19 protein-coding genes are annotated in these 26,250 nt (G+C 69.8%); 5 read left to right on the top strand and 14 right to left on the bottom strand.

The genetic code is table 11. From position 1 onward, the window contains the following. Positions 1-5: 5 nt before the first annotated feature. The 12 genes from OG485_RS27720 to OG485_RS27665 all read right to left on the bottom strand — a co-directional run bounded on the left by OG485_RS27720 (position 6) and on the right by OG485_RS27665 (position 16,745). Positions 6-1,028 (bottom strand): ABC transporter permease, encoded by a 1,023-nt coding sequence (locus OG485_RS27720; protein ID WP_443048774.1) that lies wholly within the window; start codon positions 1,026-1,028, stop codon positions 6-8. Then, positions 1,021-1,944 (bottom strand): ABC transporter permease, encoded by a 924-nt coding sequence (locus tag OG485_RS27715; RefSeq protein ID WP_328671228.1) that lies wholly within the window; start codon positions 1,942-1,944, stop codon positions 1,021-1,023. Before OG485_RS27715 ends, OG485_RS27720 begins: the two co-directional genes overlap by 8 nt. A gap of 54 nt (positions 1,945-1,998) precedes the next feature. Further along, on the bottom strand, positions 1,999-3,624 hold the full coding sequence (locus OG485_RS27710; RefSeq protein ID WP_328671227.1) for a peptide ABC transporter substrate-binding protein: 1,626 nt from the start codon (positions 3,622-3,624) through the stop codon (positions 1,999-2,001). Between the two features lie 406 nt (positions 3,625-4,030). Beyond that, positions 4,031-4,432 carry a VOC family protein gene (locus tag OG485_RS27705; RefSeq protein ID WP_328674686.1) on the bottom strand — a complete coding sequence of 134 codons (402 nt, stop codon included), beginning with the start codon at positions 4,430-4,432 and terminating at the stop codon, positions 4,031-4,033. Positions 4,433-4,801: 369 nt separating this feature from the next. Beyond that, on the bottom strand, positions 4,802-5,935 hold the full coding sequence (locus OG485_RS27700; RefSeq protein WP_328671226.1) for an ABC transporter ATP-binding protein: 1,134 nt from the start codon (positions 5,933-5,935) through the stop codon (positions 4,802-4,804). 13 nt (positions 5,936-5,948) lie between these two features. Further along, a complete protein-coding gene (locus tag OG485_RS27695; RefSeq protein WP_328671225.1) occupies positions 5,949-7,010 on the bottom strand; it encodes an ABC transporter ATP-binding protein in 1,062 nt (353 codons plus the stop codon). Positions 7,011-7,025: 15 nt separating this feature from the next. Further along, a complete protein-coding gene (locus OG485_RS27690; protein ID WP_328671224.1) occupies positions 7,026-8,003 on the bottom strand; it encodes an ABC transporter permease in 978 nt (325 codons plus the stop codon). A 98-nt stretch (positions 8,004-8,101) separates the two neighbouring features. Beyond that, positions 8,102-9,895 carry an ABC transporter substrate-binding protein gene (locus tag OG485_RS27685; protein ID WP_328671223.1) on the bottom strand — a complete coding sequence of 598 codons (1,794 nt, stop codon included), beginning with the start codon at positions 9,893-9,895 and terminating at the stop codon, positions 8,102-8,104. Positions 9,896-9,994: 99 nt separating this feature from the next. After that, positions 9,995-11,038: an ABC transporter permease gene (locus OG485_RS27680; protein ID WP_328671222.1), complete on the bottom strand. Its 1,044-nt coding sequence runs from the start codon at positions 11,036-11,038 to the stop codon at positions 9,995-9,997. A 484-nt stretch (positions 11,039-11,522) separates the two neighbouring features. Further along, complete coding sequence (gene typA / locus OG485_RS27675) at positions 11,523-13,436, bottom strand: translational GTPase TypA (protein WP_328448623.1); 1,914 nt, start codon at positions 13,434-13,436, stop codon at positions 11,523-11,525. A gap of 158 nt (positions 13,437-13,594) precedes the next feature. Next, positions 13,595-14,254 (bottom strand): hypothetical protein, encoded by a 660-nt coding sequence (locus OG485_RS27670; RefSeq protein WP_328671221.1) that lies wholly within the window; start codon positions 14,252-14,254, stop codon positions 13,595-13,597. 55 nt (positions 14,255-14,309) lie between these two features. Further along, positions 14,310-16,745: an ABC transporter family substrate-binding protein gene (locus OG485_RS27665; protein WP_328671220.1), complete on the bottom strand. Its 2,436-nt coding sequence runs from the start codon at positions 16,743-16,745 to the stop codon at positions 14,310-14,312. A gap of 467 nt (positions 16,746-17,212) precedes the next feature. Between OG485_RS27665 and OG485_RS27660 the strand changes: the two genes are divergently transcribed. The 4 genes from OG485_RS27660 to OG485_RS27645 are packed head-to-tail and all read left to right on the top strand — an operon-like array spanning position 17,213 to position 21,151. Beyond that, positions 17,213-17,539 carry a hypothetical protein gene (locus OG485_RS27660; RefSeq protein ID WP_328671219.1) on the top strand — a complete coding sequence of 109 codons (327 nt, stop codon included), beginning with the start codon at positions 17,213-17,215 and terminating at the stop codon, positions 17,537-17,539. Between the two features lie 28 nt (positions 17,540-17,567). Next, a complete protein-coding gene (locus OG485_RS27655) occupies positions 17,568-18,389 on the top strand; it encodes a hypothetical protein (RefSeq protein WP_328671218.1) in 822 nt (273 codons plus the stop codon). An 18-nt stretch (positions 18,390-18,407) separates the two neighbouring features. After that, on the top strand, positions 18,408-20,384 hold the full coding sequence (locus tag OG485_RS27650; protein ID WP_328671217.1) for a fumarate reductase/succinate dehydrogenase flavoprotein subunit: 1,977 nt from the start codon (positions 18,408-18,410) through the stop codon (positions 20,382-20,384). Beyond that, positions 20,381-21,151: a succinate dehydrogenase/fumarate reductase iron-sulfur subunit gene (locus tag OG485_RS27645; protein WP_328671216.1), complete on the top strand. Its 771-nt coding sequence runs from the start codon at positions 20,381-20,383 to the stop codon at positions 21,149-21,151. Before OG485_RS27650 ends, OG485_RS27645 begins: the two co-directional genes overlap by 4 nt. Positions 21,152-21,198: 47 nt before the next feature. On the opposite strand, the gene OG485_RS27640 is transcribed toward OG485_RS27645, so the two are convergent. Beyond that, complete coding sequence (locus OG485_RS27640) at positions 21,199-21,570, bottom strand: hypothetical protein (protein WP_328671215.1); 372 nt, start codon at positions 21,568-21,570, stop codon at positions 21,199-21,201. A gap of 200 nt (positions 21,571-21,770) precedes the next feature. Between OG485_RS27640 and OG485_RS27635 the strand changes: the two genes are divergently transcribed. Further along, positions 21,771-23,357 (top strand): hypothetical protein, encoded by a 1,587-nt coding sequence (locus OG485_RS27635; protein WP_328671214.1) that lies wholly within the window; start codon positions 21,771-21,773, stop codon positions 23,355-23,357. A 106-nt stretch (positions 23,358-23,463) separates the two neighbouring features. On the opposite strand, the gene OG485_RS27630 is transcribed toward OG485_RS27635, so the two are convergent. Further along, on the bottom strand, positions 23,464-26,181 hold the full coding sequence (locus OG485_RS27630; RefSeq protein WP_328671213.1) for a SpoIIE family protein phosphatase: 2,718 nt from the start codon (positions 26,179-26,181) through the stop codon (positions 23,464-23,466). Between the last annotated feature and the right edge of the window lie 69 nt (positions 26,182-26,250).

The following is a 26,250-nucleotide window of genomic DNA, read 5'->3' as shown; positions in this document are numbered from 1 at the left end:
GGCGGTCACCTCAGCTTCGGGTCGAGGGCGTCGCGCACCGCGTCGCCGAGCATGATGAACGCGAGCACGGTGATCGCGAGCGCGCCGGCCGGCCACAGCAGCATGTGCGGGGCCTGGCGGATGTACGCGGAGGCCGAGGAGATGTCGATGCCCCAGCTGACCGTCGGGGGCTTGAGACCGACCCCCAGGTACGACAGCGTCGCCTCCAGCGAGATGTACGTGCCGAGCGCGATGGTCGCGACGACGATCACCGGCGCGATCGCGTTCGGGGTGATGTGCCGCAGCATCATCCGGGAGTTGGAGGCGCCGAGCGCGCGGGCCGCGTGGACGTAGTCGTTCTCCTTGGTGGTGATCACCGAGCCGCGCGCGATACGCGAGACCTGGGGCCAGCCGAGCAGCACCATGAATCCGACGACCGGCCAGATCGTGTTGCTGGTCACCACGGAGAGGAGGACCAGACCGCCGAGCACGACGGGGATCGCGAAGAAGATGTCGGTGATCCGGGACAGGATCGAGTCGCCCACCCCGCCGTAGAAGCCGGCCAGCCCGCCGAGGAACGAGCCGAGAAGCGCGACCCCGACCGTGGCGAGCACACCGACGCTGATCGAGACGCGGGTCCCGTACACGGTCCGTGTGTAGACGTCGCAGCCCTGGCCGTCGTAGCCGAAGGGGTGTCCGGACTGCGAGCCCTGCTGAGCCTTGGAGAGGTCGCACTGGAGCGGACTCTGGGAGGTGATCAGGGAGGGCCAGATCGAGATCACGACCAGGAAGACGATGACGAGTCCGGAGATGATGAAGACCGGGTTGCGGCGCAGGTCCCGCCAGGCGTCGGACCACAGGGAGCGCGGCTTCTCCTTCGGCCCGGTGCCCTCCGGTCCTCCCGGCGTCTTCTCCAGGGTCTCCGCCTCGCTCGTCCCGAGGTCCATCGTGCCTCCGAAGCCGGTCGGGGCGATGGCGAGGTCCTCCGGCGGCGGACCCTCGGGACCGTGGTGGAATTCCTCTTCCTCGTACGGCGGCTGCTCAGGCATAGCGGATCCTCGGGTCGAGTACGGCGTACAGCAGGTCGACGAGCAGGTTGGCGACCATGAAGACGAGGACGAGGATGGTCACGAAGCCGACGACCGTCTGGGTGTTCTGGCGCACGACCCCCTGGTAGATCTGGTAGCCGACCCCGTGGATGTTGAAGATCCGCTCGGTGACGATCGCGCCGCCCATCAGCGCGCCGATGTCCGTGCCGATGAAGGTGACCACGGGGATCAGCGAGTTGCGCAGCAGGTGCCGCATGGTCACCCGGCGCCGCGGCAGGCCCTTGGCGACGGCCGTGCGGACGTAGTCGGACCGCTTGTTCTCCGCGATGGAGGTCCGGGTCAGCCGGGTCACGTAGGCGAGGGACACCGAGGCCAGTACCAGGCCGGGCACGATCAGCTCGCCGAAGGTGGCTTCCGCGGAGACCGAGGGTTTGATCCAGCCCCATTTGACGCCGAGCAGGAGCTGAGCCAGCAGACCGGTGACGAAGGTCGGCACGGAGATGACCACGAGCGTGAGCAGCAGGACGCCGGTGTCGACGGGCCGGCCGCGGCGCAGACCGGTGATGACGCCGAGTGTGATGCCGATGATGATCTCGAAGAAGATCGCGACGATCGTCAGCCGGATGGTGACCGGGAACGCGGAGGCCATCAGCTCGGTGACCGGTTGTCCGTTGAACGCGGTGCCGAAGTCGCCGGTGAAGATGTCCTTCAAGTAGAGCAAATACTGGACGAAGACGTTCTTGTCGAGGTTGAACTCCTCGCGCAGCTGGGCGGCCGTGGCGGGGTCGCACTGCCGGTCGCCGCACAGGCCCGCGATGGGGTCGCCCATGACGTTCACCATCAGGAAGATGAGCAGTGTGGCGCCGATGAAGACCGGGATCATCTGCAGCAGTCGCCGGACGACGTACCGTCCCATGAGTGCTCCGGAGATAGAGGGGCGGACCGGTGTGAGCGGCCCGCCCCGGGCGGCTCAGTTGACGGTGATCTCGTTGTAGACGGGCACGCTGAACTGGTTCAGCGCCACGTTCGAGACCTTGTCCGAGTAGCCGGCGCTGCCGTTCTGGTACCAGAGCGGGATGGCGGCCATGTTGTCCCGCACGACCCCTTCGGCCTGCTGGAAGAGCTGGATGGCCTTGGTGGTGTCGGTCTCCGCGTTCGCCTGGTTGACGAGGCTGTCGAACTGCTTGTTCGACCACTGGCCGTCGTTGGAGGAGGCGTTGGTGTAGTACAGCGGCTGGAGGAAGTTCTGGATCAGCGGGTAGTCCATCTGCCAGCCGGCCCGGAACGGACCGGGCATCTTGTGCTCCCCGATCTGGTTGCGGAAGTCGGCGAACGTTCCGATCGGGTTGCCGACGCAGGCCTTGTCGTTGCCGAGGGCGTTGTTGATCGAGTTGCAGACGGCGTCGACCCACTCCTTGTGGGAGCCGGTGTCCGCGTTGTAGGAGAGCTTGACCTGGCCGCCGGGCAGGCCGCCGCCCTCCTGGACCAGCTTCTTGGCCTCGCTCGGGTTGTACTCGCAGGACTTGCCGCACAGGCCTTCCTGGAAGCCGCCCTTCTCGCCGAGCACCGGTGAGGTCCAGTCGCTCGCGGGCGTCCGCGTCTTCTGGAAGATGGTGTCGGTGATCTGCTGGCGGTTGATCGCCATGGACAGTCCCTGACGGACCTTGGTGGCGCCGCTGGTGTTCCACTTCGGGTCGTAGAACGGGAAGGCGATCGTCTGGATGATGCCGGCCGGGGTGTTGATGTACCGGCCGTTCAGGTCGGTCTTGGCGTTCTTGAGCTGGGCGGCGGGCACGTCGTCGACGAGGTCGAGGTTTCCGGCCAGGAGATCGTTGTAGGCGGTGTTGTTGTCCGTGTAGACCTTGAGGGTCACACCGCCGTTCTTCGCCTTGTCGTCGCCGGGGTAGTCGTCCCACTTCACCAGGGCCATCTGTGAGCCCTTGGCGTAGGAGTCGATGGTGTACGGGCCGTTGCCGACGGGCTTCGAGACCCAGGCGGCGTGGTCGCTGAAGAACGACTTGGGCAGCGGCGAGAAGGCCGCGTAGCCGAGGGTGTCCGGGAACGTCGAGAACTTCTGGGTGAGCTTGACGGTGAACGTGTTCGTGCCGGTCACCTTGAGCCCGGACAGGGTGTCGGCGCTCTGGGTGCCGGTTTCGGGGTGCGTCTTGTCGTAGCCGTCGATGTACCCGAAGAAGTACGCGTTCTTCTGGTTGTTCTTCAGGCTGGCGCCGTAGTTCCAGGCGTCGACGAAGGACTGCGCGGTGACGGCCTCGCCGTTGCTGAACTTCCAGCCGTCCTTGACCGTGATCGTGAAGTTCTGTGAATCCGAGGTCTCGATCTTCTCCGCGAGCATGTCCTCGGCGGCGCCGGTCTCTGCGTTGTACCGCTTCAGCCCGCGGAAGATCATGTCGAGGACCTTGCCGCCCTGCACCTCATTGGTGTTGGCCGGTTCCAGCGGGTTCTGCGGGTCCCCCCAGGAGGCGCTGACCGTGCCGGAGCCGCTGCTGCTTCCGTCCCCTCCGCCCCCGCAGGCGGACGCCGCGAGGGCTACCGCCACCGCGCATGCGGCCCATTTGGCGTGCGTGGCTCCACGCATGGTGTGCCTCCTCAAGAGTGCGCTGTGCCGCCGGCGCCGGGGTCGGACGTGCGGCTCCGGTGCGGTGTGGCTTTATGGCCCAATATCTGCCCATACGGTGCACATCGCACATTTACCCCACCCTTCCGGGTGGCGCGCCACCCGGAAGGCACACGTCCGCCGCGCGGACTCCTGTCCCTATGGCTCCAGGCGGCCCCTGGTGGCCCCTTCCCGTCCGTGCGGACGGGAAGGGGCCACGAGGGGGCCGCCCGGCGCGCCCGCTCCGTTCAGGGGCCCAGGGCGAGCTCCCCCCACGGCCTGGTCGCCGCTCGTCCCACCCGTGCGGCGGAGTCCGAGGCGGAGTCAGAACGGTTCGGGGCCACGCGATCCCGGGTGGAGGGACTCCGGCCGAACGGGGTCGGGGCCCCTACTCGGCCGGGGCGTCGGTCACGGCGTCCGCGTCACCGCGCTCCACACAGAACTCGTTGCCCTCGGGATCGGCCAGGGTGACCCAGCCCCGCCCGTCGGGACGGGTCCGGTCCGCGACGAGCCGGGCTCCGAGGGCGAGCGCCCGCTCGACCTCCGCCGCACGGGTGCGCCCGCTCGGCCGCAGGTCGAGGTGGAGGCGGTTCTTGACGGTCTTGCCCTCGGGGACCCGGACGAAGAGCAGGGTCGGGCCGCCGTCGGGATCGCGCAGCACGGCCTCCGGGTCGCCGGGCTTGTCGTCCTCGGCCAGGGGCCGCCCGAGCAGCTCGCTCCAGAACAGCCCCAGGTCGTAGGGATCCGCGGTGCAGTCGATGGTGATGTTGTGGATGGTGGGGTTCAACAGGCTCCTCCAGGGATCTTCACGGCGTCACGGCCGGACGCCGTACGTCCGCCGCGGGTGCGGCGACGGTCTTCGGGCAGCGCGCACGGACCGGACGGCCACACGCATCGCGCGCGGCCGGCCACGCGAACCGGCCCGGCCGCGTGCGCTCTCGTACGGACGAGGGACGGAGCCAGGAACGGACGCACCCGCACCCGCACCTGGACCTGGACCCGGAACGACAAAAGGACCGCGGCGGAAGCAACGTGCTTCCGCCCCGGTCCCGCCGGCGCCGGAGTTCTCCCCCGGCCCGGCCGCCGACGCCGCGCTTCGCGCGCCGCGATCGGCCTCGACGCGACCCCCGCTCCCCCGCGGAGGGCGCCGCGTCCGCCTCTAGTCCGTGCCCTTCTCCGTGGCGTCGGCCGCGGTCTCCAGCGCCGCCAGCGCCGGGTCCAGGACGATGTCCTCGCCGCGGGACTCGGTCGTGGGGTCCTCGGGGAAGTGACAGGCCGACAGGTGGCCCGCACGGTTGCCCGAAAGCTGGATCAGCGGGGGCTCCTCGGTCGCGCACTTGTCCTGCGCCTTCCAGCACCGGGTGCGGAAGCGGCAGCCGGACGGCGGGAAGATCGGCGACGGGACGTCGCCCGACAGGCGGATCCGCTCGCGGTCCTGGGCGTCACCGTCGATGTTGACCTCGGGAACCGCCGAGAGCAGGGCGTGGGTGTACGGGTGGCGGGGACGGTTGTAGATGGAGTCCCGGTCGCCGACCTCCACCACCTTGCCGAGGTACATCACCGCGACGCGCTGCGAGAAGTGCCGTACGACGGCCAGGTCGTGGGCGATGAAGAGGAACGCGATGCCCAGTTCCTGCTGCACCTTCTGCAGCAGGTTGACGACCTGCGCCTGGATCGACACGTCGAGGGCCGAGACCGGCTCGTCGGCCACGATCAGCTTCGGCTGGAGCGCCAGGGCACGGGCCACGCCGATGCGCTGGCGCTGACCGCCGGAGAACTCGTGCGGGAAGCGGTTGTAGTGCTCGGGGTTGAGGCCGACGAGCTCCAGCAGCTCCCGGACCCGGTTCTCCCGACCGCCCGCCGGCTGGATGCCGTTGACCTCCATCGGCGACTTGATGATCGTGCCGACGGTTTGCCGCGGGTTCAGCGAGGAGTACGGGTCCTGGAAGATCATCTGGATCTCGGACCGCACCGGCGCGAGCTGTCGTCGCGAGGCCCGGGTGATGTCCTGGCCCGCGTACGTGATGGTGCCGCCGGTCGGCTCCAGCAGGCGGGTGATGAGCCGGCCCGTGGTCGACTTGCCGCAGCCGGACTCGCCGACCAGGCCGACGCTCTCGGCGACGCCGACCGTCAGGTCGACCCCGTCGACGGCCTGCACGGCACCGACCTTGCGTTTGATCGGGAAGCCGCCGTAGATCGGGAAGTGCTTGGTCAGCCCTTCCACCTTGAGGAGCGCCTCGGCGGACGTACCGGTGGAACCCTGCTGGGCGGGGAGGGTGAGGTTGTTGCTCATGTCTCGGATCTCCCTAGCGCAGCCGGGGCTGGATCTTGTCGATGAATATGGTCTGCTTCTGCTCGGGCGTCAGGTGGCACGCCGCGGCGCGCCCCTCGCCCAGCGGCGGCCGGACGTCGGTGCACAACGTGCCCGCCACCTGGTCCTTGTAGACGCACCGCGGGTGGAACGGGCAGCCGGAAGGCGGGTTGAGCAGCGAGGGCGGGGAACCGGGGATGGGCTCCAGTGCCTCGTTGATGTCGCCGTCGAGGCGGGGCATCGAGCTCAGCAGACCCCAGGTGTAGGGGTGCTTGGGCTCGCTCAGGACCTCCCGCACGGAACCGCGCTCCACGGCCCGGCCCGCGTACATCACCAGCAGGTCGTCGGCCATGTTGGAGATGACGCCGAGGTCGTGGGTGATGAAGACGATCGCGGAGCCGAACTCCTGCTGGAGATCCTTCAACAGGTCGAGGATCTGCGCCTGCACGGTCACGTCGAGCGCGGTGGTCGGCTCGTCGGCGATCAGCAGGTCGGGGTCGCACATCAGCGCCATGGCGATCATCGCGCGCTGGCGCATACCGCCGGAGAACTGGTGCGGGTAGTCGTCGAAGCGCGTCCTGGGCTGCGGGATGCCGACCTTCTCCAGCATCTGGACGGCGCGGTCCTTCGCCTCCTTCCTGGAGGCGCCGCGGTGCTTCATGAAGGGCTCGGACAGCTGCCGGCCCACCGTGTAGAACGGCGACAGGGCGGTCAGCGGGTCCTGGAAGATCATCGCCATCTTGTTGCCGCGGAGCTGTTCCAGCTCCCGCTCGGTGGCGGTGACGAGTTCCTTGCCGTCGAGGACGATCTCTCCGTCGACGGTCGTCGTCCGGGAGTTGTGCAGGCCGAGGACGGTCAGGTTGGTGACCGACTTGCCGGACCCCGACTCGCCGACGATGCCCAGGGTCTTGCCGCGCTCGACGTCGAAGGAGAGGCCGTCGACCGCCTTGACGATGCCGTCCTCTGTGGAGAACTGCACCTTCAGATCACGCACCGAGAGGAAGCTCTCCGGGCCGGTCGGGGCCGGCGCGTCCTCGGTCTTGGTCAGTGTGGTCACGGTGGTTCGTTCTTCCTAGGAGAGCCGGACGCGCGGGTCGATGTAGGCGTACGCGATGTCGGTGAGGATGTTGACGATCAGGATGAAGAAGGCACCGAACAGCATGACACCCATGGTGAGCGGCAGGTCCTTGTGGACCGCGCCGTCCACGGCGAGACGGCCGATTCCCTGGAGGGAGAAGGTCAGCTCGGTGACCACGGCGCCGCCGAGCATGGAGCTGATGTCGATGCCCAGGACGGTGACGATCGGGATCAGCGAGCCGCGCCAGGCGTAGCGGAAGAACACGTACTTCTGTGACATGCCCTTGGCGCGGGCGGTGCGGACGTGCTCCTCGGCGAGCTGCTCGATCATCGAGGAACGCGCCATACGCGTGTACTGCGCGGTGAAGATGGTGGCCATCACCAGCACGGGCAGCAGCATGCCCGTGAACCAGGTCCAGGGGTCCTCGGTGATCGGGTGGTACGCGGGGTTGTCCATCCAGCCCGTGCTGTAGACGAAGATCAGCAGGACGATCGGACCGAGCACGTAGATCTGGAACGAACTGAGCACCATGGACACGCCGGTGGCGATCTTGTCGATCATCGTCCCGCGCCGGTATGCGGCGATCATGCCCGCGCCGACACCGACGACGACGAACACGATCGCGCCACCCGCGGTGAGCGTGAGGGTGGTCGGGAAGCGGTCCAGGATGGTCGGCCAGACCATGTCGCCCGAGTAGAACGACTGGCCGAGGCAGGGCGCGCTGCAGTGCCCGGTGGGGTAGTCACGGCCCATGAAGATGCCGGACATGAAGTCCCAGAACTGCTGGTGTATGGGGAGGTTCAGGCCCAGGGCCTGACGGATGTCCTCCAGTCTCGAGGGCGAGCAGTCCTTGCCACAGGCCAGCGAGGCGTAGTCGGAGGGCGCTGCGACGAACAGGAAGAACGTGGCGGCGCCGATGAGGAACAGGGTGACGACGGCACCGACCGTGCGCCGAAGAATGAACTGAAGCATGGCGGGAGGGCTGCTCTCTGCGGAGACGGTGGGAGGTTTCACGGAGGTGCGGGGGTGCGCTCCGCCTGGTGCGCACCCCCGCGATCAGCCGTAGAGAGTTACGACTTCACGTACAGGCGGGTGATGTCGATGAGGCTGGACACCGAGCCGTAGCGGGCGCCACCGATGTTCGAGCCGGAGAGCTGGAACTGCTTGGTGTACCACAGCGGAGCGGCCGGGACGACCTTCTCCAGCAGGTAGTGCTGGGCTTCCTTCCACGTCTTGGCGGCCTCGACCGGGTCCTGGCTCAGCGCCTTCTTGATGAGGGCGTCGACCTTCGGGTCCTTGACGTGCGAGTAGTTCGGCGCACCGTCGGCGACCTGGTCACCGTCGTAGACCGGCGTGACGACCGTGGACGGCGACGGCCAGTCCTGGCCCCAGCCCGAGATGTAGATGTCGTACGGGTTGTCGAGCTTGCCGATCTGCTCGTAGTAGCTCGCCGCGTCGACCTCCTTGGAGACGACGTCGAAGCCGACCTTGGAGAGGGCGTCCTCGATGGCGACCTTGCGCTTCTGGCCGGGCTCGCTGTTGGAGTACGCGAAGACGACCTTCTTCTCGGCGGCCGGGACGCCCGCGAGGAGCTCCTTGGCCTTCGCGATGTTGCCCTGCGGCGCCTTCAGACGGCCGTAGGGGTCGTACGTCGCCTCGTAGCCCGGCAGGGTCGGGGCGAAGAAGTTCGGGGCCACGTCGCCGCCGTAGACACCGCCCTCACCGGCGATGAGCGACTTGGAGTTCACCGCGTAGGTGATCGCCTGACGGACCTTCAGGTCCTTGACGCGGTCGAGGTTGAACGTCAGCTGCATGACGTAGGGCTGGTAGCCCTTGACCGTACGCTTGTTGACCGCGGGGTTGCCGATGACGTCCTGGATCTGCGTGGCCTCGACGCCGGCGGTGAGCTGGATGGCGTTCTTGTCCTTGCCCTGGTCGGCGATCAGACGCTTGGTCTGGGTCGACTCGGTGACGCCGAACTGGAAGTTGAAGCTGTCCGCGTACTGGTGGCGCACGGAGTCGGTCTTCGGGTCCCAGTTCGTGTTCTTCTTGAGGATCAGCTCCTTGCCGACCTTGTTCGAGACGATCTTGTACGGACCGGTGGCGACCGGGGTCTTGTCGTACTTCTCCTTCGTGTCCGTCTTCGCCGGGACGATGCCGTAGCCGGCCATGGCCAGCGTCTGCGGCAGGTCCGGGCGCGCGGTGTCGAAGTGGAAGACGACGGTCTTCGCGTCGGGGGTGTCCAGGACCGAGGCCGGCAGGTGCTTCTTGCCGAAGCCGCCGTCCGGCAGCGCCTTGCGGTAGTCGGCGCCGCTCAGCCAGGTCTGCAGGTAGGTCGGGCCGTCGAAGACGAACTTCGCGTAGAGGCGCTCGACGGTGTGGCGGACGTCGGCGGACGTGATGGCCGCGCCCTTCTCGTCCTTGATGCCGTCCTTCAGCGTGAAGGTCCAGGTCTTGCCGCCGTCCGAGGACTTGCCCGCGTCGGTCGCGAGGTCACCCACGACCGAGACGCCGCCCTTGCCGTCCTCCTTGAACTGGGTCAGGCGACGGAAGAGCAGGTTGGCGACCTGGCCGGCGTCGGAGACGTAGATCTGGCCCGGGTCCAGGTGGGAGAGGCCCGCCTCCTGGTACACGGCGATGGTGCCGCCGGACTTGGCACCGGCGACCTCCTCGGCGGGACCGGTCGAACCCGCGGCGTCGGCGTAGGTGACCGACTTCGACTGGACCGAAGCCTGCTTCTGGTCCTTCTTCGAGTCGGCGTCGGACTTGCCGCCGTCGTTCTTCGAGCAGGCCGTCAGTACGAGGGAACCGGCTGCAAGAGCGACGACTATGGCGCGGGCTCTGCGCGAGCTGCTGGGGTTCATGTGGCGAATACCTACCTGTCGGTTGTTATCCATGAGTACTGCCTGACGTGGCTGGTAGGCCGACGCGGGGGCGGCAGTCACCCCCCACCAATGGACGTTTTAGCGCCCGGACTTGGGGTCGAACGCGTCCCGGACCGAGTCTCCGAGGAGGTTGAAGGCCAGGACGAAAATCACCAGCGCCAGTCCGGGGAAGAAGAGGAACGCCGGATCCTGCTCGGTGTACTTGGCAGCAGCGGCGAACAGCCGTCCCCAGTCCGGGGTCGGTTCGACGAACCCGACGCCGGCGAAGGAAAGGAAGGCGATGGTGAGGATAGTGCTGGGCAGCGAGTACGTGAACTGCACGAGGATCGGCGTCACCACGTTCGGCAGGATCTCCTTGCGGACGATCCGCGCCGGGGAGGCGCCGGAGACCTTGGCGGCCTCGACGAACTCCCGCTCACGCAGGGACAGCACGGTGGAGCGAACCAGTCGGGCCATACCCATCCAGCCCAGCACCCACAGCACGATCAGCATCGCCAGGGCGCGGAAGTACGTGGGGGTCTCCTCCCGCGGGTCGACGAAGAACGCGGTGACCACGGGCATGAAGGCGATGAAGAACAGCTGCTGCGGGAACGAGAGGAAGAAGTCGGTGACCCGGCCGATCCAGTAGTCGGTCCGGCCGCCGAAGTATCCGCCGATCAGACCGATGATCACGCCCGTGACCATCAGCAGGACCGTCACACCGAGCGCCATGAACAGCGACGTCCGCATGCCGTACACCAGCATGGCGAACAGGTCGCGGCCGTACTGGGGTTCGACGCCGAACCAGTGGTCCCCCGAGACACCGCCGAAGTAGCCGAGCGGCAGCCCGAACTGGTCGAGGACCGGCTTGTCCGCGTAGGTCGGGTCCTGCCCGTACAGCGTGTACGGGTTGGTCCCGCTCAGCTTGACCAGCAGCGGCGCGAGCAGCGAGACGGCGAAGTACAAAATCACTACCACGGCGCAGATGACACCGGTACGGTCACGCTTGAAACGCTGCCACATCAACTGGCCGGGAGAACGGCCCTCGAGCTTCTTCTCGCCCTTGGCGGGCTCGTGCGTCTCGAGCTCGGGGACCAAGGCGATCGACGGCCCGGCGCCCTCAGCCTTGGCTGGACTGGTCATGTTTGTTCTTCCCCCGGGGGGTTGAGAGGCGTGCGCAGCACAGATACCGGCAGGTTCTGTGGTTTCAGGGAACTTTCACCAAGTAGGTCAAGGCGCGTCAAGAGCCGAAGGCATAGGGAAATCCCTACCGTCGATTTTTTGAGCAAAAATTGCAGAGAACGACACCTACACGCGCTTGACACGTGAGAACGGAATCTGGCGAAACGGGCATCCGTGAGGAAAATTTCGTTTACGTGTCCGAAACTTGATTGTCCGGTGCCCGATATGCGAACGCCTCTGTATCGTTCACACACTGTTGCCCGAACTGGCACGGTTTCGCCCCCGGACACGCAGAAGGCCCGGCTCCCCGCAGTGCGGTGAACCGGGCCTTTCGGAGGCCACCCGGACGGCACGCCACCGGGCCTTCAGAGGCCCCTGGACGGCACGTCACGGGCCCGGCGGACACCGCTCGCGGCGGCGTCCGTCGGGTCCGGCGAACGGATTGTCAGCCGTGCTTGGCGCGGCTGGCCGTGCGACCGCGCTCCTTCTGGTCGAGAACGAGCTTGCGGATGCGAACGGACTCCGGGGTCACCTCGACGCACTCGTCGTCGCGGCAGAACTCCAGCGACTGCTCCAGGGAGAGCTTGCGCGGCGGGACGATCGCCTCGAACGAGTCGGCGGCGGCGGACCGCATGTTGGTGAGCTTCTTCTCCTTGGTGATGTTCACGTCCATGTCGTCGGCGCGCGAGTTCTCGCCGACGATCATGCCCTCGTACACCTCGGTGCCGGGGTCGGTGAACAGCACACCGCGCTCCTGGAGGTTCGTCATCGCGAACGCGGTGACGGCGCCCGCGCGGTCGGCGACCAGCGAACCGTTGTTACGGGTCGTCAGGGTGCCGAACCACGGCTCGTGGCCCTCGTGGATGGAGTGGGCGATGCCCGTACCGCGCGTACCGGTCAGGAACTCGGTCCGGAAGCCGATGAGGCCGCGCGAGGGAACGACGAACTCCAGGCGGACCCAGCCGGAGCCGTGGTTCGACATGTTGTCCATGCGGCCCTTGCGGACGCCCATGAGCTGCGTGACCGCGCCCATGTGCTCCTCGGGGACGTCGATCGTCATACGCTCGACCGGCTCGTGGACCTTGCCGTCGATCACCTGGGTGACCACCTGCGGCTTGCCGATGGTCAGCTCGAAGCCCTCGCGGCGCATCTGCTCGACCAGGATGGCGAGCGCGAGCTCACCGCGGCCCTGGACCTCCCAGGCGTCCGGGCGCTCGGTGTCGAGCACACGGAGGGAGACGTTACCGACCAGCTCGCGGTCGAGGCGGTCCTTGACCTGACGGGCGGTGACCTTGCGGTCCTTGTCCTTGACCGCGGCCTTGGCGTCCGCGCCCTTGCCCGTGCCGCCACGGCCGACCAGCGGCGAGGTGTTCGTGCCGATGGTCATGGAGATCGCCGGCTCGTCGACCGTGATCAGCGGCAGCGCGATCGGGTTCTCCGGGTCGGCCAGGGTCTCGCCGATCATGATGTCCGGGATACCGGCGACGGCGCAGATGTCACCGGGGCCGGCCACCTCGGCGGGCTTGCGGGTGAGCGCCTCGGTCATCAGCAGCTCGGTGATACGCACGTTGGACATCGTGCCGTCGCGCTTGATCCACGTGACGGTCTGGCCCTTGCGCAGCTCGCCCTGCTCGACGCGGAGCAGCGCGATGCGGCCGAGGAAGTTGTCGGCGTCCAGGTTGGTCACATGGGCCTGGAGCGGCGCGGACTCGTCGAAGGACGGGGCCGGGACGGACTCCAGGATCGTGGTGAAGAACGGCTCCAGGCTGTCGCTGTCGGCCGGGACGGTGCCGTCCTCCGGCTTGGTCAGCGAGGCCACGCCGTCACGCGCACACGCGTAGACGATCGGGAACTCGATCTGCTCCTCGTCGGCGTCCAGGTCCAGGAAGAGGTCGTAGGTCTCGTTGACGACCTCGTCGATCCGGGAGTCCGGGCGGTCGGTCTTGTTGATGCACAGGATGACCGGCAGACGCTGCTGCAGCGCCTTGCGCAGCACGAAGCGGGTCTGCGGCAGCGGGCCCTCGGAGGCGTCGACCAGCAGGACGACCGCGTCCACCATCGACAGGCCGCGCTCGACCTCACCACCGAAGTCGGCGTGGCCGGGGGTGTCGATGATGTTGATCGTGATGACGTCGCCGCCATCCTTCGGGTGGTACTTGACCGCCGTGTTCTTCGCCAGGATCGTGATGCCCTTCTCACGTTCCAGGTCGTTCGAGTCCATCATGCGGTCGTCCAGCGACTCTGCGGCGTGCGCGGCGAAGGCACCGGCCTGCTTGAGCATGGCGTCGACCAGGGTGGTCTTGCCGTGGTCGACGTGGGCGACGATGGCGACGTTGCGGATGTCGTGGCGCGTGGCCATAATGAGGCGCTTCTCCCGGAGTGAGTGGACGGCCTCCGCATCGCGGGGCCTGCCGGGCTGAACACGCCACGGCCTTACCCCATCGTACGGGGCCCGGACGGGGACGGCCTCCGCGGGCCCGGAGGCGCGACCCCCCGAGGGCGGTCCCGGCCTTGTGATCAGGCACTCTTCGCCGCAGGTGAACCGGCGGGACAGAGCGTGCGGGCGGCCGTACGCTCGGCGGCCCCCGCCTTCGCGGGCCCAGCGTCGATCATGCTCTCCGCACAGGAGAGAAATCCGCCGCCGACCGTCTCCCAGGTCACCACATGCCCCCTGACCGGCTCGGCGGCGCCGCCCCGGCAGGTGTAGGTGAAGTCGGCCTCGACCAGGGCGACGGAGTTCCACGCGTAGTACGAGCCCTTGAGGTCCCCGAGGTCATAGCTGAACTCGCTGGGGGCCTCCTCCGGCTCGGCCGGCTCCGACGGACCCGCGAGCGGTTCGGCCGTCCCGAGATGCCGGCCGAGGGCCTTGATGGCCTCCGCGGCGCGGGCCCCGGGACCCGTGGACGTCATGTGGGGCTTGTAGCTGACGCCCTTCAGCGGCTTGATCACTCCCGAGACGGAGTCCGTCTTCCGCTTCAGCGTGATCGGGTCGGCGAGCCCGGTCAGCTTCTGCTCGCGCACGACGCCGGACCAGGCGTACCTGCCGTGCGCGCACGCGGCGGCCGTGCGGTCCTTCCCGTCCGGCCCCTCGGTGCCGCCGGTGCAGGCGGCGGTGCCGAGGAGCAGGATCCCCGCGGCGAGTCCCGCCGCGGGGTTCGTGAGCGCGCGCCGGTTCATGGTCGTCCCCCGTGTTCCCGTGTCCAGTGATGGTCACCGGACACGGGGGGACACCCTAGTTGCCGGTACGGCCCGCCGCCGGGGTCTGCTGCGCCCCCTTCACGCCCTTCTTGAGGAAGCCCATGTCCTCGTACACCGGAGTCTGGAAGCCAAAGGCTCCGGTGTTCGCCAGGCCGGCGCGGGCGGCGGCGAGCTGGGGGCGCTGATAGAGGGGGATGGAGCCGGCGGCGGCCCAGATACGGGCGTCCGCCTTGCGGACCAGGGAGCGTTCCTCGTCCTCGTCCAGGGTGGAGAGTGCCTGGTCGAAGAGCTGATCGACCTGGTCGGTGCCGACGCGGGTGTAGTTCTGCTCGACGCTCAGCGAGCCGTCCGCCGCCGGAACGGGCTTGGCGTAGATCGGGCGGGCGTCGGTGGCCGGGAAGGCGGAGGCGGGCCACGAGTAGAGCGCCAGGTCGTAGTCTCCCGAGGCGATGTGGTCCTTGAAGTAGCTGTCGTCGGAGACCTTCGTGATGTCCGTACGGACGCCGACGCGCTGGAGCATCCGCGCGATCCGGTCGGCCACGAGGCGCAGGGACTCCGAGCCCGCGCCGGAGGGAACGACGAAGCGCAGCGCGAGCGGTTTGCCGTCCTTGGCGAGGACGTTGGACGCGGCGCCCGCCGGAGCGGCCGTCCCCTTGGGCGCGTACGCCCCCGGAAGCCCGCCCTGCCCGGCGTACTGCCGCCCGTCCAGGTGCCGGGCGGCCTGCTCGTCCGCGCGGACGCCCTGCCGCACGCCGGTCTGCTGCTCCTGCTTCCTCGCGTGGTCCTTGGGGTCCTGGGCCGGCTCCCGGCCCACCCTCGAGGGCTTGTCGTCGTCACCGAGGACGTACGTTCCGCCCTCGTCCGGCCTGCCGTCCTCGCCGCCGTCGCCCTTCTTGCCCTTGGACCCGGCCGCCTTCTCCGTCTTCTTCTGCTCCGTGACCGGCCCGCCCGGCACCCACCCGGCGTCCGCGAGCAGCGCCCGCGCCTCGGCGGCGTCCTGGTTGCCGAGGGCGCCGCTGTTGTCGGCGTACGCGGCCTGTCCGGCGAGGGCCAGATGGCTGCCGACCGGCTCGGCGGGCAGACCGAGCGGCTGGAGGACGACCCGGGCGAGTTCCTTGCGGTCCAGGGCACGGGCCACGGCGCGGCGGACGCGCTCGTCGGCGAGTGGGCCCTCGGAGCCGTTGAGGGCGAGCTGCGTGTAGGCGGGTTCGAGGGACTTGCGGACCACGAAGCCGCTCAGCGCCGACCGCGAGGCCGTCTTCGCCCCGCTTCCCTTCGTACCCGGCTCCCCCTTCTCGCTCTCGTCGTCGCGCTCGCTCCCGTCGGACTTCTCGTGCTTGGCGCTCTTCTCGCTCTTGTCGCTCTTGTCGCTCTTGTCGCTCTCCTCGTCGTCCTTCGAGCTCTTCTCGTGCTTCGCGCTCTCGTCCGCGGCGTTCTTGCCGTCCTCCTCCTCGGACTCGGACTCGGACTCGGACTCGCTCTTCTCGCCCTTCTTCCTGGACGTGTCCTTCTCGCTCTTCTCGCTCTTCTCCGCGGACGGGGCCTTCTCGCTCGTCGCGGAGGCCCCCTGCAACGGCGCACCGTCCTTGTGCCGGGCCGCGAGCGTGACGCGCTCGGCCTCGGCGGGGTCGATCTCGGCCAGGTCGAGCCTGTCGTCGGCGAGCGCCTCGGCCCGCTTGTCACGGGCGACGGCCACGAGATCGATCTCGTCGAGCTTGCTGGGGCGGCCCCACCAGCGCCCGTTGCGCGCGAGGCGGACCTCCCCGGCCTTGCGGTCGACCGCCTTCAGGGCGAAGGGCCCCGCGGTGACCTTGAGCTTGCGCCGCGCGCCGTCGTTGAAGGAGTCCGCGGTACCCATGACGTCCTTCGGGTACAGCGGCGAGAACAGCGCCCTCCAGTCGGCGTAGCGCCGGCTGAAGGTGACGCGGACCTCCAGGTTGTTCTTGCCCCGCTCGATCTTCTCGATCCGGTCGTAGCCGGCGTTGCGTGCCGTCCAGTACGCGGAGTCCTTGCCGGACAGGGCGCGCCACTGGGCGGCGAAGTCGGCGGCGCCGATCTCGCGTCCGTCGCTCCACACGGCCTGCTGGTTGAGCTTGTACAGCACGACCTGCTTGGGCGACGTGCCCACGACCTTCGCCGACTCCAGGTAGTCGGAGTTGATCTGCGGCCGCCCGTTCGCGTCGAGCCGGTACATCGACGGCAGGACGGCGCCGGCGACACGGGCGGTCGCGGCGTCGGCGTCCGCCTGGAACGCGTTCAGCGTCTCCGGTACGGCGTCCACGGCCCAGCGCAGGGTGCCGCCGTCGGCGATGAGGTCACGGGACGCGGGCGCGATGTCCTGCACGGCCACGGGTCTGTCCGCCTCGTCGTCCGCACTGCACGCGGCGAGGGCGGGTACCGCGAGCACGCCCGCGGTGAGGAATGCGGCCGAGCGCATCACCGCGCGCAGTCCGACGCCTTCGTGGGACATCACTGCAACCTCCGGGGGACGCTCCGCCGCGGGGGGCAGGTCTCTGATCCCGTTCGGCGGTATAGGGAGTTCATCTGATCTACAGGCCAACTGAAGAGCAGATCGGCAGGGGGGAGGCGGCGACACGGCGGCGGACGCGTGGAACCCACTCGTGCGGCCCAATCCGGAACCCGGCCGGGGCCGCGTCACGGGCACCCGCCCGGGCACGGCGCACACAAGGGCGCGGCCCCGCCGCCCGCTCCCGCGCGCCGTCCGGCCTGCCGCGCGGCCCTCCGGCTCACTCCCTGGCGCGCGGGTGACTCGGCCAGCGCGCGGCCGAAAACCCGGCGCACGGGGTTCGTTCTGGAGCGCGAGAGCCTTCAATCCGTGCACACGCCTTCACACAGGTGCTCGTGACGCGCAACACTCGCAGGCGCATGAACGTTGCCGCCTGAAGGCCGCTGGGCCCACGGAAGTGAGGGCAAGTCATGTCCGTGCACGACGAACTGACGTCAGTCCAGCGCTGCCTCGACGATCTTCAGCGGTCGGTGCGGCGCCTGGAACAGCAGATGGGCACCGGTCTGGAGATGCGCCGTGTGCGCGCCGACGCAGACCACCTGCGCGAGAGTCTCGCGCTGCTGCGCGAGTCCACCGCGGCCCGCGCCCCCGGGCTCCCGGCCGTGCCGGGACCGGCGGGAGCCGTGTCCGGCCGGCTGCCCGACATGGTGCCCGTCCCCGACACCCCGTACGACAGCTCCTTGTGGACCGATTCCGACGACGAGGGTCTCGGCGCGCACCACGGTCCCTCCCACTAGCGCCCCCGAACCCGACCGGAGTGCGAAGTTGGCCACTGGTACGGAACCTCATCTGAACAGCGGCGGAGTACGAACCGGTACGCGCGCCGCGATCGCCGCCCCGCATCTGCGGACCGACCGCTGGTGGCTGGCGCCCGCCGCCACCGCGGCCGGGTTGCTGGCCTTCATCGTGTACTCGACCTGGCGGGCCTTCTCGGACGCGCACTACTACGCGGCGCCCTACGTCTCGCCGTTCTACTCGCCGTGTCTGGCCGAGCGGTGCGGGACCATGCGCGCCGGGCCGAACGCGGACCTGTTCGGGAGCTGGTGGGCCATCTCCCCCGCGATCATCATCCTGGTCTTCCCGCTCGGCTTCCGGCTGACCTGCTACTACTACCGCAAGGCCTACTACCGGGGCTTCTGGGCGAGCCCGCCGGCCTGCGCGGTGGCCGAGCCGCACAAGAAGTACACCGGCGAGACCCGCTTCCCGCTGATCCTGCAGAACATCCACCGGTACTTCTTCTACGCGGCCCTCGTCGTCGCCGCGATCCTCACGTACGACACCGTGCTCTCCTTCCGCGACGAGCACTACGCCTGGGGCCACATGGGCCTCGGCACGCTGGTGTTCCTGGTGAACATCACGCTGATCTGGGCGTACACCCTCTCCTGCCACTCCTGCCGGCACATCGTCGGCGGGAAGCTCAAGCACTTCTCCAGGCATCCCGTGCGGTACCGGATGTGGCAGTGGGTCGGGAAGCTGAATGCCCGTCACATGCTGCTCGCCTGGGCGTCGTTGGTGAGTGTGGCGCTCGCCGACTTCTACGTGTACCTGGTCGCGTCCGGCGCCTTCGACGATCCGCGCTTCTTCTAGATTGGGTGGAGCCCCCTGATGTCCGTGGTCGACCGACAGGAGTGGGACGTCGTCGTGGTCGGCGCCGGTGGCGCCGGACTGCGTGCCGCGATCGAGGCACGCGAGCGCGGTGCCCGTACGGCGGTGATCTGCAAGTCGCTGTTCGGCAAGGCCCACACGGTGATGGCCGAGGGCGGCATCGCCGCCGCCATGGGCAATGTGAACTCCGGCGACAACTGGCAGGTGCACTTCCGCGACACCATGCGCGGCGGCAAGTTCCTCAACCAGTGGCGGATGGCCGAACTGCACGCCCGCGAGGCACCGGACCGGGTCTGGGAGCTGGAGACCTGGGGCGCCCTCTTCGACCGGACGAAGGACGGGCGGATCTCGCAGCGCAACTTCGGCGGCCACGAGTATCCGCGCCTCGCCCACGTGGGCGATCGCACCGGGCTCGAACTGATCCGCACGCTCCAGCAGAAGATCGTGTCCCTCCAGCAGGAGGACAAGCGGGAGACCGGTGACTACGAGTCACGCCTGAAGGTCTATCAGGAGTGCACCGTCACACGGATATTGAAGGACGGACAACGGGTCTCCGGGACCTTCTGCTACGAGCGGGAGTCGGGGCGCTTCTTCGTCCTGGAGGCCCCCTCCGTGGTGATCGCCACCGGCGGCATCGGCAAGTCCTTCAAGGTGACCTCCAACTCGTGGGAGTACACGGGCGACGGGCACGCGCTGGCGCTGCTCGCCGGGGCACCGCTGCTGAACATGGAGTTCGTGCAGTTCCATCCCACGGGCATGGTCTGGCCGCCGTCGGTCAAGGGCATCCTCGTCACCGAGTCGGTGCGCGGTGACGGCGGGGTGCTGCGCAACTCCGAGGGCAAGCGGTTCATGTTCGACTACATCCCCGACGTCTTCAAGGAGAAGTACGCGCAGTCGGAGGAGGAGGGCGACCGCTGGTACGAGGACCCGGACCACAACCGGCGCCCACCGGAACTGCTGCCGCGCGACGAGGTGGCGCGGGCCATCAACTCCGAGGTGAAGGCGGGCCGCGGATCACCGCACGGCGGCGTCTTCCTCGATGTGTCGACCCGGATGCCCGCCGAGGTGATCAAGCGCCGGCTGCCCTCGATGTACCACCAGTTCAAGGAGCTGGCCGATGTCGACATCACCGCCGAGGCGATGGAGGTCGGGCCCACCTGCCACTACGTCATGGGCGGCATCGCGGTCGACTCGGACACGGCGGCGGCGCGCGGCGTGCCCGGGCTGTTCGCGGCCGGCGAGGTCGCGGGCGGTATGCACGGCTCCAACCGGCTCGGCGGCAACTCCCTCTCCGACCTGCTGGTGTTCGGGCGGCGGGCCGGGTGGCACGCGGCGGAGTACGCGACCGGTCTCACCGGGGACGGCGCCCGCCCACCGCTGGACGACACCCAGATCGACGAGGCCGCCGCGGAGGCGCTGCGGCCCTTCTCCGCCGAGGGACCCGAGTCCGTCCCCGCCGCGCAGGCCGGCGGCGCGCCCGCCGTCGCCTCGCAGCCGCCGGAGAACCCGTACACCCTGCACCAGGAGCTCCAGCAGACCATGAACGACCTGGTCGGGATCATCCGCCGCGAGGCCGAGATGGAGCGGGCCCTGGAGAAGCTCGGCGAGCTGCGGGTACGGGCGCGCCGGGCCGGAGTGGAGGGCCACCGCCAGTTCAACCCGGGCTGGCATCTCTCCCTGGACCTGCGGAACATGCTCCTGGTCAGCGAGTGTGTCGCCCGGGCGGCACTGGAGCGCACGGAGTCGCGGGGCGGCCACACCCGCGAGGACCACCCGGCGATGGAGCGTTCCTGGCGCCGGATCAACCTGCTGTGCCGGCTCACCGACCCCACCGGCGAACTGGCCGCCACCGACCCGGTGGCCGGACAGATCGACCTGGTGAACGAGACCACCCAGCCCGTCCGCCCCGACCTGCTCGCCCTCTTCGAGAAGGAGGAGCTGGTCAAGTACCTCGCCGAAGAGGAGCTCTACGAGTGAGCAGCTACGAGGCCCGCTTCAAGGTGTGGCGCGGAGATGTGAAGGGCGGCGGCCTGGAGGACTTCGGGGTCGAGGTCAACGAGGGCGAGGTGGTGCTGGACATCATCCACCGGCTCCAGGCGACCCAGGCTCCCGACCTCGCCGTGCGCTGGAACTGCAAGGCGGGCAAGTGCGGTTCGTGCTCGGCGGAGATCAACGGACGGCCGCGGCTGATGTGCATGACGCGGATGTCGGTGTTCACCCGGGAGGAGACGGTCACCGTCACCCCGCTGCGCGCCTTCCCTGTCGTACGGGACCTGGTGACCGACGTCGGCTTCAACTACGACAAGGCGCGGGAGGTCCCCGCCTTCGTTCCGCCCGCCGGTGTCGGCCCCGGCGAGTACCGGATGATGCAGGAGGACGTCGACCGGTCACAGGAGTTCCGCAAGTGCATCGAGTGCTTCCTGTGCCAGGACACCTGCCATGTGGTCCGTGACCACGAGGAGAACAAGCCCGCGTTCGCCGGACCGCGCTTCCTGATGCGGGTGGCGGAGCTGGACATGCACCCGCTGGACGCGGCCGCGGACTCCGGCCTGGACCGCAAGCGCACGGCCCAGGACGAGCACGGTCTCGGCTACTGCAACATCACCAAGTGCTGCACCGAGGTCTGCCCGGAGGGCATCAAGATCACGGACAACGCGCTGATCCCCTTGAAGGAACGGGCGGTCGACCGCAAGTACGACCCGCTGGTGTGGCTGGGATCGAAGATCGGCCGACGGCGGACGTAGACGGGGCGGGGGCGGCGCGCCGCCCCCGGTCCGCTCGCGTCCTGCCGTCACCGCCCTTCGGTGTCCGGCGGAGCCACGGGGCGTCGGCCCGGGTGCTGCCCCATCATCTGGACCACCTGGCTCGCGACGAACAGGCCCATCCCGCCCAGGGCGTACGGCGTGAACTCGGCGTCGGGTCCGCGGAACGGTCCGAGGAACATGAACAGGGCCCATCCCACGGCCCCCGTCAGCGCGCCCCAGCCCCACAGCTTCGGGCGCACGACCCTGCGACGCACCCACGGCGGGAGCCAGTACCTCGCGATGGCAGCGATCCCGAATCCGGCCTGCGCGACGACGATCAGTGCGGCGAACCCGACGAAATACCGGTGCATCGAACCCCCACCCACTCGCGTGCCGTACAGGACACGCGTCGTGATCATCGCACGCGGGATCCGGGCCGTCATCACATCGTGCGGCGTCCCACGGCGAACCGATTGCGTGCGGCCCCGGGCGGCGAGGGCGCCCGGGAGAACGACCCCCGCGCCCCTCCCGTCCATCCCGATACCTCCTGTACCCCAACTGCCACCAACTCCCCGTATACCGGTCGCGGAGGGGCTCGAACGGCCATACGCTCCCAAATGTGACGTCGCCCCAGAGCCGAAGCCGGTCGCGCCGGGTCCCGTCGCCCATGGCCGTGCGGGTGGCGCATGCCGTGCTCGGGGGGCTGGTCGCGATCGGCTGGCTGGTGCTGCCGCTGGCGGGAGCGGAGGCTCCGGCGACCTCGGCGGCCCCGGCGCGGGACGCGCGTGTCGCCGCTCCCCGGGCCGCGACCGCGCAGGACGGGACATCGACCGGCGATCTCGTACCGCCCCTGGTCGCGGTCGGCGCCGCGGGCGCGCTGGCGGCCTACACGTACGGGCGCCGCAGACGGCGGGCGACGACCCGCACGACACCCGGCGGCGACCCCGAGCTCACCCCCCTGCCCGAACTCGACCGGCAGGCACGGCGATTGCTCGTCGAGACGGATGACGGCGTACGCGTCTCCGCCGAGGAGCTCGCCCTCGCCACGGACCGGGCGGCGGGCGACGCCGTGGAACCGTACGTGTACGAGCTCAGGCACGCGGAAGCCGCACTCGCCGCGGCCTTCCGGCTGCGGCAGCGCCTCGACGAGGCGGACACGGCCGGCGCGGACCCGGCCGAGGGCCAGGACGAACGCAGGGACGTCCTGGAGGAGATCGTCGCCCGCTGTCAGGACGCCGGGCAGCGACTGGACGCGGCGGCGCCGGGGTTCGACCAGATCCGGGCGCTGGAGCGGAACGCGGTGGCCGCCCTGGAGGCCGCGGAGACCCGCTTCCGGGACGTCGGCGCGCGCATCCGTGCCGCCGAGAAGACGATCGCCGACCTCCACGAGCGGTACGCTCCCGCCGCCTCACTTCCCGTCGTCGGCGACGCCGAACAGGCCAAGGACCGGCTGCTGTTCACCACCTCTCACCTCAACCAGGCACGGCAGTACGCGGACCGGGGCGACGGCGCGAAGGCGGCGGCCCATCTGCGGGCGGCGGAAGGGGCGTTGGCGCAGGCCTTCGACCTGGCGGACGGCGTGGACCGGCTGGCCCGGGAACTGGACTCGGCCGCGGCCGGGTTGCCCGCGGCCATCGCCGCGGCACAGTCCGACTGGAACGCCGCCCGAGGTCTCCCGCCGGACGCCCGCGCCGGGCTCGTCGGACGGCTGGGGCACGCGGAGACGCTGCTCTCCGCGGTGCGTCACGAGACGGCGGCCGGGCCCCATGATCCGCTGGACGCGCTGCGCCGGGTGACCGAGGCGGCCGCGAGCCTGGCCGGGGTGGTGGGCGGTGAGGTTCCCGAGGGGAGCGGCCGCGCGCTGGTCCCCGCCCGCAGCGCGCTCGCCGGGGCCGCGTGCTTCATCGGCACCCACCGCGGGGCGGTGGGCGGCGAGGCGCGGACCCGGCTGGCCGAGGCGCGGCGGCTGCTCGGTCCGGGCTCCGTTCCCCTCTCCGAGGTACTGCGGGCCGACGAACTGGCCCGGGAGGCGCGACGGCTCGCCGAGCGGGACGTACGGGCGTACGGCAATCCCTCGGGTGGCCGCGGCGGCGCCGGAGCGGGCGGCGCGGTGCTCGGCGGGATCCTCCTGAGCGACGGCGAGGGCGGCCCGATGAGCTACGGCGGCCCGCGCACACGGGGCCGCCGGGGGGCCTTCTTCACCTGAGCCGAGAGCGGCGCCCCCGCATGCGGCCTCCCGGCTCCTGGCTCCCGACCACCCGCTCCCTGCTCCCGGGCGCCCAGCCCTCAGCCCTGCCCTCAGCCCTCAGCCCTCAGAACAGGCTCAGGAGCGCTTCCGCCGGGTCGGTGAGGGTCGTCTGGCCGTCCGGCAGGGGGAGTTCGAACCACACGGTCTTCCCGCGCGGGGTCCGGCGGGAGCCCCACCCGGCGGACAGGAGGCCGACGAGCTGCAGGCCCCGCCCGCCCTCGTCGGTGTCGCGGGCGCGGCGGCGGCGCGGCTGGACGAGTCCGGCGTCCCAGACCTCGCAGACGAGGGTGCGGTCGAGGAGCAGCCGCAGCCTGATCTCGCCCTCGCCGTAGCGCAGGGCGTTCGTCACCAGCTCACTGACCAGCAGTTCCGTCGTGTCGACGAGCGGCTCCAGGTCCCAGGCGACGAGCTGGGTGCGGGTGTACTCGCGGGCCCGCCCCACGCTGCGCGGCTCGCGCGGCAGGGTCCAGTCGCCGACGGACTCGGCGGGCAGCCCCTGGACGCGTGCCATCAGCAGGGCGATGTCGTCCTCGCCGTGGTGGGTGTCGAGGGTGTTGAGGACGTGGTCGCAGACGTCCTCCAGCGGCCTGGAGGGGTCGGTGAGGGCGCCGACGAACGCCTGGAGGCCCTCGTCGAGGGGGTGGTCGCGCGATTCGACCAGTCCATCCGTGTAGAGCGCCAACAGTGCGCCTTCGGGTAGTTCGACCTCCACCTCCTCGAAGGGCTCGCCGCCCACCCCGAGCGGCATCCCGGGCGGCACGTCGAGCATCAGCGCGGTCTCGCCGGGCTCGACGAGCACGGGCGGCAGATGGCCCGCGTTGGCGAAGGTGCACCGGCGGGTCACGGAGTCGTAGACGGCGTACACGCAGGTCGCGAGGTACACCTCGGAGAGGTCGGCGTCGCGGGGCTGACGGGCCGTACGGGTGGCCTGCTGGACCCCGCCGGGGGTGCCGAGGCCGCGCGCGATCTCGTCCAGCGCCGAGAGGACCTCGGCGGGTTCGAGGTCGAGCAGGGCCAAGGTGCGTACCGCGGTGCGCAGTTCGCCCATGGCCACCGCGGCGCGCAGCCCGCGGCCCATCACGTCGCCCACCACGAGGGCCGTGCGGTGGCCGGGGAGTTCGATGACGTCGAACCAGTCGCCGCCGACCTCCGTCGCCGCGTTGCCCGGCAGATAGCGGCACGCGATGTCGAGACCGGAGGCCTCGGGGTCGCCCGGGGGCAGCAGCGACCGCTGCAGTATCAGGGCGCGTTCGTGCTCGCGGCGGTACAGGCGCGCGTTGTCGATGCAGACGGCCGCGCGGGCCGCCAGCTCCACGGCCAGGGCGCGGTCGCGTTCCCCGAACGGCTCGCTGCCCTTCGTACGGGAGAACTGGGCGAGTCCCACGACCGTGTCGTGGGCGACCATCGGGACCGCGAGCGTGGACTGTATGAGGCCGCCCTCTTCGGCGGGGATGTGCTGCGGCCGGGCGGTGCGCAGGGCGTCCGCGCAGGGCGAGTTGAACGGGAAGTGGTGGACCGCGCCGACCGCGACGGGGTCCGGGCCGCCGACGAACGGGGCGTCGGAGACGGCGCTGGCGAAGGCGACCCGGCGGAGTTCGGCGCTGCCGTCGGCGAGGCCGGGCGGGGTCTCGTCGCCGGCCAGCAGTCCCTGGTACAGGTCGACCGTCGCGAGGTCGCAGAAGCCGGGGACCACGACGTCGAGGAGTTCGCGTGCGGTGGTCTCCAGGTCGAGGGAGTTGCCTATGCGGGCACCCGCCTCGTTCAGCAGGGCGAGGTTGCGTCGGGCGGCGGCCGCCTCACGGGCGGCGGCACGGCGGGAGGTGATGTCGGTTCCGAGCCAGGCGATGCCGATGGGACGGCCGCTGCCGCTGTGCACCCGGTAGAGGTTGATGGACCAGTGGCGGCGCTCGTCGGAGCCCGGGACCTGCCCGGTGACGTGCATGTCCGTGATGGAGTCGCCGGTCTCCAGCACCCGGCGCAGCACCGCCGTCACGCGCTCCGCCTCCGCGTGCGGAAGATAGTCGTGGACGCCCTTGCCGAGGTGGTCGTCGACGCTGCCGCCGAAGATCGAGGCGAATCGCTGGTTGGCGCGCCGGACATGAAGGTCCGTGTCGATCAGCAGGAACCCGAAAGGAGATTGACCGAAAATCGCCTGCGAGGCGGCGAGATCCGTCTCGATCGTCCGCAGGGTACGGACGTCCACCACGATGCATACGGCGGCCCGCTCACCGTGTTCGGTGGTCGTCGGCATCACGTAGACCTCGGCGAGGCCCTCCCTGCCGCCGGAGTCCTCGGCGCCGTCGCCGGCGTCCCCGGAGGGGGGCGTACGGAAGGGCACCAGCCCGGTCCACTCGCGGCCGTCCAGGATCTCCGCCATCTTCCGCTGACCGAACTCCCGCCGGTCGGCGCTGACGAACGCCTCGATGGGGTCCATGCCGACGGCCCGCTCCGCCGGGATGCCGAAGAGCTGCTCGGCCCGCAGACTCCACTGGTCGACGAGCCCGTCCGCGCCGATGGAGAAGGAGGCGGCCTTGATGTAGTCGTAGATCGAACCGGGCGGACTGCTCTGCCACATCGCGTCGGCCGGCACCTCATCGGTCTCATCGGTCTCGTCCGCGGACGGACCGGCCGCCGCGTCGTCCGACGCGTCGCCCGTGCTGCCGTCCGTCACGCCGTCCGCGGCCTCGCCGGGAACCGCGCGCGCGAACTCTCCCGCCGCATCAGCCCTCGCGCCGTCCGACGGGTCCTCGGACTCCGTGGCCTTCGCTGGTATCTCGCTCACGCGAACCGTCCCCTCCAGCTCACCGCGTCCGGCACCGGTCACCGGGGGCGGCTGCCCGCAGTATCCAGC

This window comes from Streptomyces sp. NBC_00328, assembly GCF_036139655.1.
Classification (GTDB): domain Bacteria; phylum Actinomycetota; class Actinomycetes; order Streptomycetales; family Streptomycetaceae; genus Streptomyces.
The sequence above is the reverse complement of the archived record's forward strand: the minus strand, read 5'-3'. Positions and strand labels throughout refer to the sequence as shown.

Excerpts from the sequence above, each read along its gene's own strand:
- OG485_RS27720 (WP_443048774.1), bottom strand. The coding sequence starts at position 1,028 with ATGCCTGAGCAGCCGCCGTACGAGGAAGAGGAATTCCACCACGGTCCC.
- OG485_RS27715 (WP_328671228.1), bottom strand. The coding sequence starts at position 1,944 with ATGGGACGGTACGTCGTCCGGCGACTGCTGCAGATGATCCCGGTCTTC.
- OG485_RS27710 (WP_328671227.1), bottom strand. The coding sequence starts at position 3,624 with ATGCGTGGAGCCACGCACGCCAAATGGGCCGCATGCGCGGTGGCGGTA.
- OG485_RS27700 (WP_328671226.1), bottom strand. The coding sequence starts at position 5,935 with ATGAGCAACAACCTCACCCTCCCCGCCCAGCAGGGTTCCACCGGTACG.
- OG485_RS27690 (WP_328671224.1), bottom strand. The coding sequence starts at position 8,003 with ATGCTTCAGTTCATTCTTCGGCGCACGGTCGGTGCCGTCGTCACCCTG.
- OG485_RS27685 (WP_328671223.1), bottom strand. The coding sequence starts at position 9,895 with ATGAACCCCAGCAGCTCGCGCAGAGCCCGCGCCATAGTCGTCGCTCTT.
- OG485_RS27680 (WP_328671222.1), bottom strand. The coding sequence starts at position 11,038 with ATGACCAGTCCAGCCAAGGCTGAGGGCGCCGGGCCGTCGATCGCCTTG.
- typA (WP_328448623.1), bottom strand. The coding sequence starts at position 13,436 with ATGGCCACGCGCCACGACATCCGCAACGTCGCCATCGTCGCCCACGTC.
- OG485_RS27670 (WP_328671221.1), bottom strand. The coding sequence starts at position 14,254 with ATGAACCGGCGCGCGCTCACGAACCCCGCGGCGGGACTCGCCGCGGGG.
- OG485_RS27665 (WP_328671220.1), bottom strand. The coding sequence starts at position 16,745 with ATGTCCCACGAAGGCGTCGGACTGCGCGCGGTGATGCGCTCGGCCGCA.
- OG485_RS27660 (WP_328671219.1), top strand. The coding sequence starts at position 17,213 with ATGTCCGTGCACGACGAACTGACGTCAGTCCAGCGCTGCCTCGACGAT.
- OG485_RS27650 (WP_328671217.1), top strand. The coding sequence starts at position 18,408 with ATGTCCGTGGTCGACCGACAGGAGTGGGACGTCGTCGTGGTCGGCGCC.
- OG485_RS27640 (WP_328671215.1), bottom strand. The coding sequence starts at position 21,570 with ATGATCACGACGCGTGTCCTGTACGGCACGCGAGTGGGTGGGGGTTCG.